This is a genomic window from Halorussus marinus, from assembly GCF_004765795.1.
In the GTDB taxonomy this organism is placed as follows: domain Archaea; phylum Halobacteriota; class Halobacteria; order Halobacteriales; family Haladaptataceae; genus Halorussus; species Halorussus marinus.
Genome location: NZ_SBIV01000007.1, coordinates 102,996 through 119,070 on the forward strand (window position 1 = coordinate 102,996; position 16,075 = coordinate 119,070).

Genomic DNA, 16,075 nt, shown 5'->3' on the forward strand with positions numbered 1-16,075 from the left:
TCTCTCGGAGTGCCCCTCACCCATCAGGGGCACATACACACCACACGGAACAGCGCTGACACTGGAGGGCTGCGGTGGCGAAAGCCCGGCCGCGAAACGGCGCGTGAGCGCCGTGAGCAGCCCGGACCGTGGAGGTGGTGGGAGGTGGCGGTGACCGCGTACACACCAGCAAAAAAGGGGTGCGCCGACCGGCTATTCCCACCACCGACCGCGCTCAGGGAACATAATGGTGCTCCACCCAGTGACAGCCAGTGAGACGCGCCCCTCGTACCAGTTCCGGGCTACCTTGTGAATACGCACCTGCTCGCCCTCTTCAATCCACGGCGCATCTGATTTCTCCCAGATCGTCACCTTCGTTTTTCCACTGTCGTCTGCGATCAGCCCGACTTGAGCGATGGCCGGCGAGTCCGCATCCCAGAGTACTTCGACTCGACCCTCGATGCTCACCTCTTTGCGATTGACGTCCTCGAGCTTCCCAATGGGGATCACCGTCCCAGGCGCCGTCTGCAACTCCTCGAACACCCCGACGACTGCACTCGTTAGGTCTTTCCCACCGACGACGGCTTCACCCAACCGCCGGCCAATCGCTGCTCGCGACCAGCCATCCAGTTTTTCCGCCAACCGCATCGACTGCTTGTTCACCGCCGCCAACTGCTCCTGCGTGAGCTCTGCACGAGGATCGTCTCGCTCCGGGTCAGCCATCGGATTCACGCTCGCTGCCCGCTTCTGGAACTTCACACGCCGCTCAGCGCTTCGCTTCGCTGCGATGTCTCGCGTCCGCTTCGCACGCCCCTCCTGCTGACTGAGTTCTGCCTGGGCACTGATGTGTTCCAACTCGGCCTCTCGTGCCTTGATGCGCTCTTCCTGTTCGAGGGTCTTCCCGAACAGGTGATCCGGGCCTTCCTCGACGCGCGCGTCTGGGTGGTTGGAATCGACTTTGGCCTGGACTTCCATGTCGACCGTCGCCCGGAACTCCGGGGTCTCGTCGACGACTTCGAAGCCATCCTCGTCGACCTCGCCTTCATCGTGTTTCTCGAAAGCCTGTTCATCGACCGAAACTACATCCGTGGTGACGTTGTTACTAGACATTGGAATCTACCCTGATTCCTGAAGGCGCTCAGCGCCCGACACCGCGATGCTACAACATCGCGGATTTCCTCGACGACAACGACCGACAGACTCGTCTGCGCGCTCTCGCTCGCGCCTTCGCGAGCGCCCCTTGGGGCGCGAGCGAGAGCGCGCCATAGGGAGGCCACTCAACCAGCACCGCGCGCCGACCCGCCCGGAGCGAGCGGCCAGCGGGATATGCCCGCTCGTGTCCGGCCCGATGTGCGGGTCCGTGTCCAGGGCGACTGTCGCCGAGAACGCGCGCCGCGGTGTGGCGCGCGACAGCGCAGGCGGCACCAAGCGCTGGAACGCGAAAGCCCGCAAGGGGCGCAACCGACGGGGATACCCGCTGGCGCCGAGGGCACATGCATTTTAGCCCGGAACGGGCGCGGGCGGTGCGGAGAGCGCCCGCACGCCCGGAATGGTCGGTCGCGAGCGACGCGGAGGGCGGAACGCGGCGAGCGGTGCGGGCCATAACGGACACACCTGTCCACCCAGCCGCGACACTCAGCGACCCAACTACTGCCCTGGCGGACTCAGAAAGGGCGAGGCCGTCTCGGTCACCGGGAAAGCAGGCTCTCCCGAGCTAACGGGCGGCGCGCCGCCCGTGAACGGCCGAGGGCCTTCATCGTGTTGCTCACCCAGCAACCTCAGCTGAGTCAGTCATACTCGTTGCGAGATAGCGAAGTTATTTAAATATCGGTTCGTATCTACGCAACAGATGCTTACCGAAGGCGAGGTTCGCGCGCTCACCGTCCTTCACGGTGAGCAGACAGTCTCCGAATTTGCGACCCAGCTGGACCGCAGTCTCAGCTACACGTCTGAACTTGTCGATCGTCTCGAAGCGACCGGACTCGTCGAGACGCGTCGACAAGGGAAAACAAAGCAGATCCGGCCATCGGACGCGAAAGCACTCGAACTCCTCGCAGACATCACCCAAGAGTATTCGCACATCGACTGGCCTGAACTGTTGTCGGGTGCGACGCTCCGCGTTCTCTACTATCTTGAAACACCGCGGGTCGTAATGGAGCTCGCACGCCGGGCCAACATTCACAGGAGTACCGTCCATCGCGCCCTCGATCCACTTCAGCATCGAGGGATCATCTACGAAACTGACGAGGATGCATATGTGCTGAACGAGGGATTCGAACAACTGAGTACGCTTGCTCGGGAACTCGTTCACCACGACCATCGCCAGACCGTCGAACAACACACCGACACCTACACGATTCTCTGGGAGTCACTCGACGAGTTCCTCGTCCAGACCGCAGATGAGATTACCGCCGAGGACTTCCTTTCGACGGGGCCAGAGCGTTTCCAGACCTACGACCTGCCCCTTCTGGCCCGCGACCGTCGGTACTATTTCCATTCAGAGACGATGAATGATCTCTCGCCGGCGATGCTGTGCTGTCATATGCTCGTAATCGATTCGGGCGCACGTACCCAGTCATACTGTCTGCTCCTGCTCAGCCACGTTGACGTCGACCGTGACGAACTGCGTGACCAGGCCACAAAGTACGGCGTCGACGATCTCGTCGAGGACTTGCTCACGTATCTCGACACGAGTGGCGAGGAGCGGGCATCTCGACTTCCCGAGTGGGAAGAGTTCCAAGAATTGGCTGCGGACTACGGGGTGTCAGCATGAGGGCGCGATTCGACAGTTCGTACATTCGGTCGGAACTCGAGCGCATCGGCGAGCAGCTAGACGATCCACTCACTGTCTTCTTGATCGGCGGTGGGGCAATGGCGTTCCAGGATCTCAAGACCACTACCAAGGATATCGATCTCATCGTCGCATCCGGTGATGACCTCGGGCAGCTCCAAGCAGTACTGCTCGAACTTGGTTACGATATCGTTCGGGAACCGGACGAAGAATACGAAGCGCTCGGTGCTCAGCGAATCCTCGAGAACGATGATGGGTGTCGAATCGACATCTTTCACCAGCAGGTAATCGATAAACTGGTTCTTTCTGACGGGATTCGGAAGCGTAGCGAGCGGTACCTCAACCCCAGCAACTTGGTGGTCGAACTCGTGAGCCCAGAGGACATCTTCCTATTCAAGGCGGTCGCCGGACGGGTGGACGATATCGAAGATATGTTTTCGCTGCTGCAGACTGACCTCGATTTCGACGTCGTCGAAGCAGAACTCGCCGCGCAGATCGACCTCTTGGATCAAGAGCTATTCGTAACATACGTGAACGAGGCGTTGGCCGATCTCACCGAGCAACACAACGTGAGGACACCCCTGCATGAGCCGGTCGCGGAGATTACAGAGCGCGTATACGAGGAACTCGAAGTGCTTCACGCCCTCGACGAACCGAAATCTATGCCTGCCCTCCAGCAGGAACTCGATTACACCACGGTTGAATTACAGGATATCGTGAGTCGTCTCGAGGAGAAAGACGCAGTCAAGGGAACCGCTGATCGCATCGAGCGTCTTTCGACGACGATCTGACGGCGAGGGATACCGGAATCTATGGCGTAATGCCAAGCGGTGCGGCTTATTGGATACTTTCCCTATCCATGGATAGGGAGACTCCCCATTAGTCGCGGTCAAGCGCGACGTCGACTTCGTCAACGAGGTCCTCCATGGAAACGGTGTAAGCGTCGGCAACATGTCTCACTCAACGAGATGCTCATCGAGGTCGTGCGTCCAGTACGTCGCGGGCCCGCCAGGACTACATCGCGCACACAGCTGCAGCGGCCCCTCGAGATGGCCGAGTTCCACACGGAAGCGCGTGAGCGCCGCGAGAGCGTCGACGACGAGCCCACAGCCATCGCAGGCGTCGCGATCGCGCTCGTCGGGATCCGGCTCCATCTGGATCGCGCAGTCGACGCAGATAGGGTGGGTGACCCGCTCATCTTCCCCCCAGGTGTGGGCCTCGCCAGTCTCGGTGCTGGGCGGAGCGTCGCAGAACGCACACCCTGTAAGCGTCTGCTGCATTACTCCGCCTCCGCGTCGGCGTCGCGGCCGGCCGTCCAGCCACGGTGGAAGACGGCCAATTGCGTCGTCGAGTCGAAGGTAGTAACACTCGGCTCGTGAACGAGAACGCGATCCTCGGGAACGGGTGTGACGACGTCCGCGTCGATGAGGTCGTCGACTAGGCTGCGGGCCGTTGCGTCGTCGACGTCCGCGGTCGCGACGCTCGCGGCGTCACGGTCCTGTGCGAGGAGTTCGGTTTCGAGCTGTTCGTGGTCGGCACTCGTGTCGTCGTGAGGATCGGGACCAGCCATGGTGAATCACGCCGCGCACGCTCTCGCGCGCTGCACGCCTCCCGGCGCCGATAAACAGCCCAGTCGGAGGGCGTCAGTCCGACCCTGGGTCGCGATACTCGAAAACGGCAACGTCGCGGAGGGATAGGGCGGTGGGCGGGGGTTGAGGGCATGAATTCTGGCAACGTCGTTAACCAACACTTCGACAGAACTGGTCCCGAGTGTTGGTTAAGAGTGTGGCCTATGGAGTCCGGAGTTCCTGAACCGGCTTCACGTTGAACGTGTCCGGCTCGCTGGCTGCTGCTTCTCGTGTGCGTTCCGCTTGTGAGGCTGCCGACCGGGTGAGCTGGGTGACGAGTTCGTCGCGAACGATCTCCCGAGGAACGGTTGTCTCGTGCCAGCCCAGCCGGGCGTCGAAGTGCCGCTTTTGGAACTGCTCGCTGACGTCGTCGACGGCGACGTACTGCGTGCGGTTTGTCCCCCGGACCTGGTGGGTGACGACGACTGCCCCCACGTGCTCGTGCGTCAGCTCGATTAGGGCACACTCCACGAGCGCGACGAGCGACGCGTGATCGCGGTCGTTCGGGATCGCCACCTCGAGGTCTGCCCACGGAGCCTCCCCGTCGGAGTTGGTTGCTGCTTGCTGTACCGTCTGCGTTTGGGTCGTACGTTCCGAAGCCATCGTCTATCGGGGGCACGTGATGTACCCCGCCGCCCCCTGGCGGGGGTGACAGACGTGCCGCTGCGGTCGCAACGCTACTTGGACCGACCGCCGAATAACCGACCCAACAGTGAGGATGACTCTGACTCACTACTGTTCTCACTCGTAGTAGCGGCGTGCTCGCCCTGGCACTCCTCCTCCTGGCCACGGGTGGCGAGTTCGTCAGTGAGTCGCTTGACCTCCGCTTCGAGAGCGTCGATGCGCTCGGTTTTCTCCGTGAGTGTCGCCTCGAGCTCGTCGACGCGGTCGCTCAAGATCTGGTTCTTCTCGGCGAGATACGCGCGACTCCGCTCCGAGTCAGCAGCGCCGACGTCTGGCGACGATGTGGCGGGGATCTCGTCCGCGGTATCGTCGCCGGCGTCCGGGTCGTAGAACTCCGAAGTAGTCGCAATTGCTCGCTCGATGGTCTTCTCCCCATACGTCGACCCATCAGCGTAGTGGACCTCGTCCCACTTCTCCCGAAGCAATCCTGACTGGCGAAACAGGTGATCCATCTGCGTCCGGTCGCCGCCGGTCCAGAACGCCAGCAGACAGCACAGCGCCATGTCGGCCTCGGACTGGCTGTCGTAGCCGGCTGTGTTCCCGTTCCAGAGCCGCTCGAACTTCTCGCCGTTCGATGCATTCCGCGCTTTCTCGAGGAGGTCCTCGTCTTCGAGGTCGACGTCAACGCCGGCTGCACCGGTCGTCGGTGACTCGTCGTCAGCGCTACCACGCTGTTCGGACTCTGCTGCCGTGTCACGCTCTGTCTCCTGAACGTACTCACGGTGAATCGCTCTGAGCGCGTCCTGTCGACGTGCGACGCACGTTGGTGTCCGCTCGACGTGATCGCCAGTGACGGTGAAAAATCGTGCCGTGTCGTACAGTTCGATGCTCCCGCGACGGTTCCGCCCCTCGGGAAGTTCGCCCCTGATGAGGACGTGATAGCCGGTGCCGGACGGTGACACCTCCGTATAGGAGTCGAGGCGCTCGATGATGTCTAGTGCCGCGTCGTCGACGTCGCCGGTTTCAGGATCACGGCAGTCGTCCAGGTCGACACCGACGATGGGATCGTCGTCGGTAAACACGAACCCAACGCCATCGGCGTGTGCCGTCTCGGTGTAGTCGAGCGCTGTCTCGAAGCTCGCCCAGGTCTCCGACTCTGTTGATGACGCGAACCCCCCACCTCCCGGCGTCACCGGAATCTTCGTCGACTTGCCGTCCCGCTCCTCTTCGCGCCAGCACACCCACTGGTCCCGTTCGCGTAGCGTCTCCGGAATCGCCTCCGATTCGTCGATACTACTCTCACTCATCCTCACATAGCACCTCGCATGGCTCTCACTGGCTCTGAGCCAGCACAGACTTCACGCTGCTCTGCGTGTCGATCCAATCCCTTGGTCCCAACGGGGAACCCCCGTTCTATCCTAGTTGGTTTTTGCCGTAACAGATCATTCAAATCAGTGAAATCCTGGGTCTGAGGCTCCCGATACGTGCATACAGCAAAATCTCTCCAGAATGCTTGTGTTACGGCATTTCGGTTGGTTGCCGTAACCCCTCTCCGTCTGCTGATTTCGGTGCTGCGGAGACGATATGCCTCGATGTTTCCGTAACGCGAGAGGCATTTCCTGTTATGCAAACTCAAATTTACATTTACGATATATTTGGCGCTGAGTGTGGATTGCATTGTATTCCCCTCCAGATCTATTCTGATTTGAGTGCAAGCCCCTCGTAGTATCGAACAGAGTCGCCGTTCTCATTGTCTGTGTTCCGCTCGAACGTGACATAGTTCCCGAGGCGACGGCCGAACCAGGGTTTGCTATCTGTATCAATCCCGTGAGCCTCAGCCCACTGCTCGTAGATTTCGTAGACATCTCCGGCGGCTACTCTGCTTTCCGGATCTTCGACGAGGTGTGTCTCTGCGAATCGCTCAACAACCGCCTCTGGATCCTCAGCAATATCGTCAATCGATGGCTGAGGCGCCTGCTGAATATGGTCTGCCTGTTCTCCTGTCGTTTCTTCGCACCCACTTGTGGTGACGGTATCGAGTAAGGTGTCCATCGAGTACGTACCGTCAGTATCGTACACGACCGGGTTGCCTTCTTCAGGGAGAATGACGATAGCGTACGACGTGGGGCTATAATCGGGTGTCTGGAGTTCGGCTTCGGGGACGAATGGCTTCTTGATACGCACCCAGTCGCCCTCGAACGCCGATTTCGTCTCGTAGATGTGTTGCTCACCGTGCTCGTATACGACGTACTCGTCGGCAGCGTGGTCGTAGCTGTAGATAGCTGGAACACGATCTTTCGAGAGTTTTCCAAGCGACTCGAGGCGGATATGTTCCGTCCCGCTGGCATCACGAAGGACGATCTCGTCGCCATCACGCTGCCAGATGTTCTGAGTCCCGTTCTCGTCGTCGGTCGCCGGTCGGACGGCCGTCACTCCACCTTCTTCGGTCGCTCCACCGTTGAACGTGAGATTCGAGTCAGTCGTGTAGAACCGTGTCTCACCATTCTGGAGTGTGCGAACGGGTGGTGTGAGAATGCCGTCGACACGCTCGGCCCACTCAGTTTCGTCGTTTCCTGGTCGAACGACAAACAGCGGGATATCCCCTGCTTCTTGGGCTTTCCGGAGATTCGTGAGCACCTTCGCGGGATTCTCGGGTGTCGTCGTTTCGACTTCGATGGCGAATCGGTCGGAAACGTCGGGGTGGCTCGCCCTCGCGTCAGGTTTCTCGCTGCCATCCTGTGCGAGGATCGAGACGGTGAAACCGAGTGCAGTGAGTTCTTCTTCGATCTGAAGGAGTGCTGCGTCGTGGGCACTCCCACCGGCGGCCTGCACGCCACCAGTATCGGGTGTCGCGACCTTTTCTCCGGCGTCAGTGAGCCGGATGCGGAGCTCGTCGGCGTCGATATCGACGGTCGTATCGAGGTATCGTGATCGTTCGCGAATGTCCGCGAGTGCATCATACGATGGCGGCTCGGCGTCGACGTCGTCAAAGAGGCGTCTGAGTTCGTCGTCAACCGCTTCAACGGCCACCCAACCGTTCTCCTCACGGCATCCTTCTCGAAGCTGGAGACTCCGGACCACCGTCGCAATCGCGACGTCCAGGTCGTCGCTCGCGATATCGAGCACTCCGTGTCCGTCGGTCGGTGTTCTCGTTGTTGAGGCGTCTGTTGCAGCCGGCACGCCGTGTTCCTCGCTGATGTTCTCGTGCATCGAGGAGAGTGTCTCAGTGAACTGCTCCTCTTCACGCTCTGTGAGCGGAGATTCGCTCTCGGGGTGGCCCGGTGGAATCGGGAGTGGTTCGAGACTGAACGGATACGGCCCCGTTTCACCGAACGTCGGGCTTGGCAGGCTGGCGATCCACTCCCCTCGTGGCAACGAACGAATCCGATTGGCGAAATCCGCGGGGTCCATCTCTTCGTGGGCCATCGCTCGCGCCAGTTCCCGGTCGACGTTGATTTTCCCGATGAGTGAACTGCCGATGTTGTTCAGAGCATTCAGGTAGATCTTCCGCCCACCTTCAGCCTCCATCTGTTCGGGGAACTGCATCGACAGGCCAACAGAGAGCCGGAATCCCCGGCCTTTCTCGAGGAGATCATTCATGATGTCGGAGACTACGACCGACGCTGCCTCGTCGACGAGCAAGTTCACGACGTAGTCGTCCGAGTGCTGGGAGAGGGCCTGTTTGCGGTCCTTGAGAGCTGCATCGAGATTGGTCAGGATCACACCAGTCATGATCCGGGCAGCGTCGTCGCGGAGATCTCCGAGGTCGAAGAGGATGACCGTATCCTCGTCGAGGACATCCCGAAAGTCGAACTGGTTCTCGGTATTGTTGAAGATCTGCCGCAGGTGCGTATCCTGTGAAATGTACGCAAGGCGGTTTCCGACACCCCCCATCACGTTCGCGAAGGTGTTCGAATCTAACTGGAGTTGCCGTCGAATCGTCCGCGTGACTTCCTCGTCGCTCGACCGTGGGGCGTCGCCGATGTTCTCGTTCGGTGGCCCGGCCTCCCAGAGCTGGTCGACGACGTGTTCGAGCTGTCGGTGGGCAAAGTAATCCGTCGACGCTCGGTAGAGCCCGTTCTCACGCCCGTATTCCTCGTCGAACAGTGCCTTGATGAGTGTCTTGATGAGAGTTGGAGCCACAGTCGCCCGCTCGTAGCGGTCGGTTCCCATCACGAGCTTCAAAATCTCTTCGTAGTGGTCGGCCTTCCGTTGGACGGCGTCTTCGCGGCGCCGTCCGCTCTCCATCGACGGTTCGAGATCGAAAAACGAGAACCCGGGGAGGACGTCCGGAATCGGGAAGTGGACGACGTTCTCTTCGAGGTCGGTCATTCCGAACCGACGCGCGTGAGCCCGCATGTAATTCTGGGCCATATCGTCGTTTTTCGGGATGATGAGGATCGTCGGCCCCTCGGTGTTGTCGTACAGCGACAGCATATCGTTGATGAGGGCTTTCGACTTCCCAGAGCCGGTTGTTCCGAACCGGCCGTAATGAGTGGGCAGCAGTCCGGGTGGAATGTGTGTCGGCTCGTCTTCGGCCTCGCCGGTGTCGTCGAGGGCATACCCGATTGCCATCCCGTCTCGGAACTCACTCATGAGGTCTTGGTGCGGACGGGGCAACGGATTCCGACTCTGCTGTTCCGCACGCGTCCCCCGTGTCCCCTCGACAGTAAGCTGTTCCGAGGAGGGGACGAGTACGAAGTGCGCGAGTTCTCGGCCGCTCAGGACGAACTCCGGTCGGGTCTTTCCACGGCCAGTCGTGATCTCACGATCCAAGAGCCGCTGCAGCGCCGCTCGGGCGTTTCGTTCTTTCGTGGCTGCCCGGAAGCCGCTGTTGCGTACCCGTTCGGCCGCAACCTGGTAGTACGGTCCATCAAGCGGGTCGAATACCGGGACAAGTGATTGCATCCGCTCATCGAGTTCACCGCGACCGTCGTCACCGGATGGAATCCCGATTGCTCGGACATTCGCAGTGAACGACCGCTTCGGATTTTTCGCCTCAATCGCCTCGACACGTTTTGCAACCGCATCGCTCAGCTGGTTTCTGTCCCGGCTCTCCGACTGATCGTCGAGTTCGAAAAGGGAGCCAATAATTTCCTGAGCGAGTGTGTCTCGTCCGTCGATGACGTCCTCCTTGCGAAGGTCGGCATCGGACTGCCAGCTCTCGCGTCGTTGGAAGACGACCTGGAACGCTACTGGTGCTGTCGCCTCCATCAGATGGTCGACGAGTGACGCGAGCGCACCTCCTGGCTGATCGACGGCTGGGAGTTCTGCTTCGTCGTCGGCAGTAACTGGCAAGAGTGAGGTCATCCAGTCTTGCTTCCGAGTCGCCGACCCTTGCCACCGTACGCCGAGTGGGGAGACGGATTCGGTCGCTGGCCGTGCGAGTATCGTCCCCTCCGATGTTACCGTTGGTTTGGCAAGCGTGGTGAGTGGCTCATCCTCAGGAATCGCATCTGGTGGGGCGAGTTCGAGGGCAGTATCACCAATCTCGATGAAGTGGTCGGCAGACTGGTCACCGACTGTTCCTCCATCCGCGACTGATTCGGCGTCTGCTGGCCCCGCTTGTTTGTTGTCGTCAGTGCCACGTTCGTATTGCTCGTCAGGGCCGAACTCATACCTGAGCCCGCCCGAGTTATACTGCTCGACGAATGTCTCTCGGTCGAATTCGACAGGCTGCACGAGTCGGGATGCGACGTCGACCTCGGTACGCTCGATGTCGAACGTCTCGGGATAGACCGACTGGAGCCGCTTCTCAAGGGTATCTAGATGGTCGTCGGCACCGTAGTAGAATTCGACGGGGTCATCTGCCCCCTCGCTCAGCGCGAGAAATTCGAATTGTATCGGTGTGTCGCTATGTAGCGGATTGAGTTTGTCAACTAGCCCTGTCGAGTCCGTTGAGGTCAGTTTGTGGAGGCTCTCCAGTGCCTGCGGCAGACGCTCCGGATTGAGGCGTTCGGAGGTTGGCGTCACGCGAAGATACTCACGCATCGTCGCCACCTCCCGTTTCGCCGCCATCAGTCTCTGTTGGCGTCCGCTCAGATTGGAGTTGTCCGTTGTCAGTCCTTCGGCGTTCAATCTCGTCTTGGAACGCCTGCACGTCCGCGTCCACGGCGTTCTCACCAGTCCCGGGGAGTGAGGATCGCCGTTGCTCGGTTGGCTCGAAGTCGATGACTTGCTTCTCTTTGGGCATCGCTTTGACCTGGATGCCGCGCCACTCGCCGTCGACGCCCACCAGCGCCTCGGAGAAGCCGGCGTCCTCGTTGCCCGGCACGGCGTCCTGGACGAACCGCATCTGTGCGTAGTTCAGGCCGAACTCGTCGGCCCACTCCTCGTCCATCCCGTCGAGGCGGTGGAACTGCTTGACCGCACACTGGTCCAGAATCGCCTCGGATTCGGCGTGCTCGAAGAACTCGTCGACCGTCTGCGTGACCAGCCGGATCGAGAGGTCGTGATGCCGGTGATGGCGGAATACCGTTTCGAGGAACGCCAGGCTCGCGGCGTCCTGCATAATGTAGCGCGCCTCGTCGATGTAGAACACGACCTCCTTCTCCGAGACTTTCGCCCGCTCATACACCAGCGAGATCAGGAGCTGCATCGTCAGCGCCGTGCTGCTGTCGACGCTGCCCTCCTGCTGAGCGAGGTCGAGGTAGATGACCTTCTCGTCCCGGATGTCGAAGTCGGACTCTTGGCCGAGGTTGGCGTGCCGCCCGTCGTCCTCGAAGGGGCGGAGCTGGTCGAGGAGCCACGTCGCGTCCTCCTTGATCTTCCCCGCCTCCTCGTCGGACCGGACGACGAACTCCTCGGGGTCGTTGACCATCTCCTCGAAGACGTCCATCATATCCTGAATCGTCGGGCTCGGGTTGCCGTGCGTGGAGATGTCGTCGGTAATCCCGTTGCGCTTGTACGCCCGCTTGAGCCCGAGTTCCAGCGTCGTCCGGCGGTCACCCAGCGAGATGCCCCGCAGCGCGAAGAAGTTCGTGAGGAAGCTCATCGCGTCGTCGAGCTTCTCGTTGAATGGGCTCGCGTCCTCGCCCATCGCCCGCTGGACATGCTCGGGCGTCTCGCGGATCTCCAGGGGGTTCAGCCCGAGCGTCCCGCCGACAGTGATGCGTTTGGCGTCGAGGGCTTCGGCGACGCCGGCCCAGTTGTTCAGCGGTTCGAGGATGATGCCGATACGGTCCTTGCTCTGCTCGATCGACCGGATGAAGTTCTGCTTCGAACTGAACGACTTCCCCGACCCCGTGTCGCCGACGGTGAACATCGCGTAGCCGTTGTCCCGCGCGAACGGGTCGATGACCACGGGACTCTGGTTGTCCTTGTGAATCCCGAATTCGACGCCGCCCTCCTCGAGGATCGTCGCGTTGTGCGGCGAAGACAGTAACGCGCCGACGGCGCCGCCGAGCGCAATCGACGTCCGCCCGAACTCGTTGTCGCCGATGGGCGCGGCGGACTGGAGGGCGAGGTCCTGCCGGCAGATCGCCGTTTTCGGCGTGAGGTTCGCCGGATCGTCGCGGAGTGCGCTCTTGACCTTCTGGACGGCGTCCCTGAGTTCCTCCTTCTCGTCGGCTCTGACCGTGATGAACATCCCCTGGTCGAAGACATTCGCGCCGTTCTCGACGGCCTTGTACGTCGCTGCGGCCTCGTTGGCACGTTCCTGTAGGTAGGCACTCCGGACGCTCTGTTCGAGGTCAGCGTCCACCTGGAGGTCGTCAGCGATGTCCTGCAGTTCGTTCCGGGCCCGCTCCTGGTTCTTCGGCGTGATGTGGGCCGTCAGGTCGAACTGCACGTCGGTCATCTCGAAGAGCTCGGAGAGGTAGCCGTCGTTGGGGTAGTCCGGGTAGTCAGCGATGTACAGCGTCGTCGTCCACTGCTCGCCGACCCGTGCCGCGCGCGTCTCCCACTCGATCGCCGCCGGCGCCGTCACCATCTTGTGTGACTCAGCGATGTCGTCGAGGAGTTGGCGTTCGGCCGCGCCCTGTTCGATGGTCTCCTCGTCGAGCAAATCCGAGAACTCGACCTCTTCCTCGTCGTCTTCGGTGTACCAGTCCCAGAGGAGTTTCCCGCCGATCCCGACCAGTACCGCGAGCAGGATGTAGAGAGCCGCACCTTCCGCTGAGGTTGGGTTCGTGAGCCACTCCGTGAGCTGGCCGACAGCTCCGCTGTCCGTCTGGAGGATGAGGTTACGCATCGTGGTCATCCTCCCGGCGCGAATGGCCGATGATGGGTCGTTCGCGAACGACGCTCTCTGCGTCGTCGTACTCGTGTTCGCGGCCGTTCCAGAAGTCCATATTCAACACGAAGAGTTCGACCGTGCTGAGCCGGCGTGCGGACCAGCCAGACGCCTGCTGGATGAACTCCGAGCGCACGTCGTTGACCCGGCTATCCAGCTTCTCGAACATCTGTGCGCGGCGCTCGACGTCGGTGAGGTCCTCGCGGCGGGTGACGAACGGGTTGAACAGGAACCCGATGACGGGGAACTGCGTCAGCTTCTCGGCCGGCGTCCCCTCGTCTCGGAAGCGGTCGTAGACCTCCAGCGGGGTGACTTGGACGCCGATGTAGTACCGCATCTGCTGGATGCCCCGTTCGCGCATCTCCTTCGGCCGGGTCTCTCGGTATTCCTCGAGGAGTTCTCGGAAGATGGGGTTTTCTTTGACGTCCTCGTCGTTCAGGCGGTCTTCGATGTTCTCGGTGATCTGTTCGACTGGGAACGAGCGGGTCGTGGCGTGGAGTTTGAGCTTCGAGTCCAGTTCCTTGTTGGCGAACTCCTCGCCGGCGTCCTGGAGCTGTGCCCAGTCGTCGGACATCGCGAAGTCCATGTTGCCGGGGTCGATCTCGATGAACGCCTCCATCGTGCCGTCCGCGCGCTGGATCGCGCCAGCGCCCGGCCACGCCCGTTCGATGTTCGTGAGGACCTGTGTCCGCTCGTCGGGCTTGAACGGCGTGTAGTTCGCGAGCCCGCCCTCGTTGCGCTCTGTCTCGTTGGTACTACTGTCGGCCTCCTCCGGGGCACTGAACGTGATCTGGGGGCGCTTGACGTAGCGATAGACGTCTTTCGTCCACGTCCACGCGTTGAGGTGGTCGGGCGAGACGTAGACGATCGCGACGCCGAACCCGAAGCCACCTGCGACGAACGGCAGGGCGAGTGATTCGATGCCGGTGAGGCCAGCGATGAACAGGCCGACGATCGGGAAAGCGATCAGGACGCTGACGTCGCCTTCCTCGATGTTGAGGTAGGGGATGCGACTCTCCTCACCGAACTGGTCCATGATGCGCCGTGCGGCTGCGTCTTCGTCGATGGCCATGGATTGTTAGTAACCTCCAGGGTCGTTCTCGGTCCGCCGGTACGACGGCGTCCCGCTGTCTTCGTCGCTGTTCGCGCCCCGGGCTGCAGCTTTCTGCGCCACAGCGTGTCCCGCTGCGGCCTTCGGTCCCCATCGGGCCGCTGTTGTCGCGACGCCGGCGCCGCCGATGTAGGCTCCAGCGGCGACACCGCCGATGAGGGCCGCTCCTTTCGTCGCACCACCGAGAACCTTCGCCGTCAGTGGGGTTGCGTATTTGAACGTCTTCCAGGTTCAGTACCTCACAAAGCTCGCAAGTTGAAGGAGTCCGCTTGCTGAGTTGTGTCCAAGCAAGCAAAGCAAGCGGACAATGAAATCCACGAGGACCAGCTCCTTAACTTCCTCGTCAACTGCCTTGACGAGGAAGTTTCTCTCAACCTCGCCAACAACGCTGAAATCGGTGCAGAGGACATCTACGAGGTCCTCGTCGGCGCGACCGCCGACGGGACCTCGATCTCGACGCTGTGCAACTCCAGTGAAGACTCGCCATCGGCGAACACAGTTCTCTATCATCTACGGACGAAGTTCGAGCCCGAACGGCTCGAACGAGTCGCTAACACGCTTCTTCGCCGAGACATCGTCGAACTGCTTCCCGAGCAGGTGGAGGTCTGCGCAGACCTCCACCTGCGGCCCTACTACGGTGATGAAGACGACACGGAGAACCTCTATCACTCGGAAGCCAAGCGTGGAACCACCGCATTCCACGCCTACGCCACACTCTACGCGCGTGTGAAGAACAAACGCTACACGCTGGCGGTGCGCCGTCTCGAAGACGGCGACACCGCCAGCAGCGTCCTCGCTGAGTTCCTTGGTGTACTCGACGGCCTTGACACCGAGGTCAAGGCCGTCTACCTTGATCGCGGATTCTACGACAGCAAGTGTCTCACGCTGCTTCAGGCGCACAACTACGCCTACGTGGTCCCAATCATTCAGTGGGGTGAGGCGATTCAGCAGGAACTCTCGGAAGGATGGAGTCGCATTATTCAACACAACCTGACAGGGAAACTCGACGGTCACAGCTGGACCGTCGAGTTTCCCGTCTACATCGACTGTACGTACCTGAACGGACGATATGACGAGAACGGTGTAGCGCGTCACGGCTACGCCGCTGACGCGCCGTTCATCGAGACGCCACGCGAAGCGCGATACCACTACAGCAAACGCTTCGGTATCGAATCGAGCTATCGCTTGTCCGAGCAAGCGATAGCGACGACAACGACACGAGACGCGACGGTGAGACTGCTGTACGTCGTAGTGAGTCTGCTGCTACAGAATGTTTGGCGGTATCTCCACTACGAATACGTGGCGACGCCGCGCCGAGGCGGGCGTCGCCTCTGGTGGTGGCCGTACAAGGAGTTCGTGAATATGGTTCGACGGGCTGCGTGGACGGCCCTTGCGGTGCGTCGGGCCGTCCCCGCGAACCGACCACCTGACGACCGATTCCACCGCTAACCACTGACCGGGACAGCCCCCGCACTGAGTGGCGACGCTGTCGCGTCGGCGGCTAAGCGCCGCCGACAGCGACAGCTTCCCGTCGATCTGTGAGGAGATCGCGGTCGGTCACTGCACTCCGCAACAGAAATCAGACCTCAGACTGACTCAACTGAGGACGCTTTGTGAGGTACTGAAATTGAATGTGCCCTCGACGCCAGCGGGAAAGCGCGGGGGGTTGCGCGGCGTGGCTGCTCACCCCCCACGCTTTCTCCGCTGGT

General features: G+C 61.1%; 11 protein-coding genes and 1 pseudogene. 3 read left to right on the forward strand and 9 right to left on the reverse strand.

The annotated features are described in order from the left end of the window. Positions 1–192 precede the first annotated feature (192 nt). Positions 193–1,089 carry a DNA-binding protein gene (locus tag EPY72_RS14375; protein WP_049983729.1) on the reverse strand — a complete coding sequence of 299 codons (897 nt, stop codon included), beginning with the start codon at positions 1,087–1,089 and terminating at the stop codon, positions 193–195. A gap of 739 nt (positions 1,090–1,828) precedes the next feature. On the opposite strand from EPY72_RS14375, the gene EPY72_RS14385 reads away from it, so the two are divergent. After that, positions 1,829–2,752, forward strand: coding sequence for a winged helix-turn-helix domain-containing protein (locus tag EPY72_RS14385; protein WP_049983728.1), 924 nt, complete (start codon positions 1,829–1,831; stop codon positions 2,750–2,752). Continuing rightward, positions 2,749–3,561 (forward strand): DUF6036 family nucleotidyltransferase, encoded by an 813-nt coding sequence (locus EPY72_RS14390; RefSeq protein WP_135806887.1) that lies wholly within the window; start codon positions 2,749–2,751, stop codon positions 3,559–3,561. The genes EPY72_RS14385 and EPY72_RS14390 overlap by 4 nt, the downstream gene beginning before the upstream one ends. 165 nt (positions 3,562–3,726) lie before the next feature. Here the strand turns inward: EPY72_RS14390 and EPY72_RS14395 are convergent, their stop codons facing one another. The 8 genes and pseudogenes from EPY72_RS14395 to EPY72_RS19845 all read right to left on the reverse strand — a co-directional run. Beyond that, on the reverse strand, positions 3,727–4,050 hold the full coding sequence (locus EPY72_RS14395) for a DUF7558 family protein (RefSeq protein WP_135806888.1): 324 nt from the start codon (positions 4,048–4,050) through the stop codon (positions 3,727–3,729). After that, positions 4,050–4,340: a DUF8069 family protein gene (locus EPY72_RS14400; protein WP_135806889.1), complete on the reverse strand. Its 291-nt coding sequence runs from the start codon at positions 4,338–4,340 to the stop codon at positions 4,050–4,052. The genes EPY72_RS14395 and EPY72_RS14400 overlap by 1 nt, the downstream gene beginning before the upstream one ends. Positions 4,341–4,560: 220 nt before the next feature. After that, entirely contained in the window at positions 4,561–5,001 is a 441-nt protein-coding gene (locus EPY72_RS14405; protein WP_135806890.1) for a DUF8030 family protein, read from the reverse strand. Between the two features lie 74 nt (positions 5,002–5,075). Continuing rightward, positions 5,076–6,329: a phage NrS-1 polymerase family protein gene (locus tag EPY72_RS14410; protein ID WP_135806891.1), complete on the reverse strand. Its 1,254-nt coding sequence runs from the start codon at positions 6,327–6,329 to the stop codon at positions 5,076–5,078. A 388-nt stretch (positions 6,330–6,717) separates the two neighbouring features. Further along, positions 6,718–11,040 carry a type IV secretory system conjugative DNA transfer family protein gene (locus EPY72_RS14415; protein WP_210423544.1) on the reverse strand — a complete coding sequence of 1,441 codons (4,323 nt, stop codon included), beginning with the start codon at positions 11,038–11,040 and terminating at the stop codon, positions 6,718–6,720. Beyond that, positions 11,006–13,222 carry a VirB4 family type IV secretion system protein gene (locus EPY72_RS14420; protein WP_394346150.1) on the reverse strand — a complete coding sequence of 739 codons (2,217 nt, stop codon included), beginning with the start codon at positions 13,220–13,222 and terminating at the stop codon, positions 11,006–11,008. The genes EPY72_RS14415 and EPY72_RS14420 overlap by 35 nt, the downstream gene beginning before the upstream one ends. Further along, positions 13,206–14,327 carry a TraC-like domain-containing protein gene (locus EPY72_RS14425; RefSeq protein WP_135806893.1) on the reverse strand — a complete coding sequence of 374 codons (1,122 nt, stop codon included), beginning with the start codon at positions 14,325–14,327 and terminating at the stop codon, positions 13,206–13,208. The genes EPY72_RS14420 and EPY72_RS14425 overlap by 17 nt, the downstream gene beginning before the upstream one ends. 6 nt (positions 14,328–14,333) lie before the next feature. Further along, a pseudogene (locus EPY72_RS19845) lies at positions 14,334–14,597 on the reverse strand (hypothetical protein); the annotation flags it as partial. 48 nt (positions 14,598–14,645) lie between these two features. Between EPY72_RS19845 and EPY72_RS14435 the strand changes: the two are divergent. Beyond that, the gene (locus tag EPY72_RS14435; protein ID WP_135806894.1) at positions 14,646–15,815 is read left to right on the forward strand and encodes an ISH3-like element ISH27-3 family transposase; all 1,170 of its coding nucleotides are present in this window, start codon (positions 14,646–14,648) and stop codon (positions 15,813–15,815) included. Positions 15,816–16,075 lie beyond the last annotated feature (260 nt).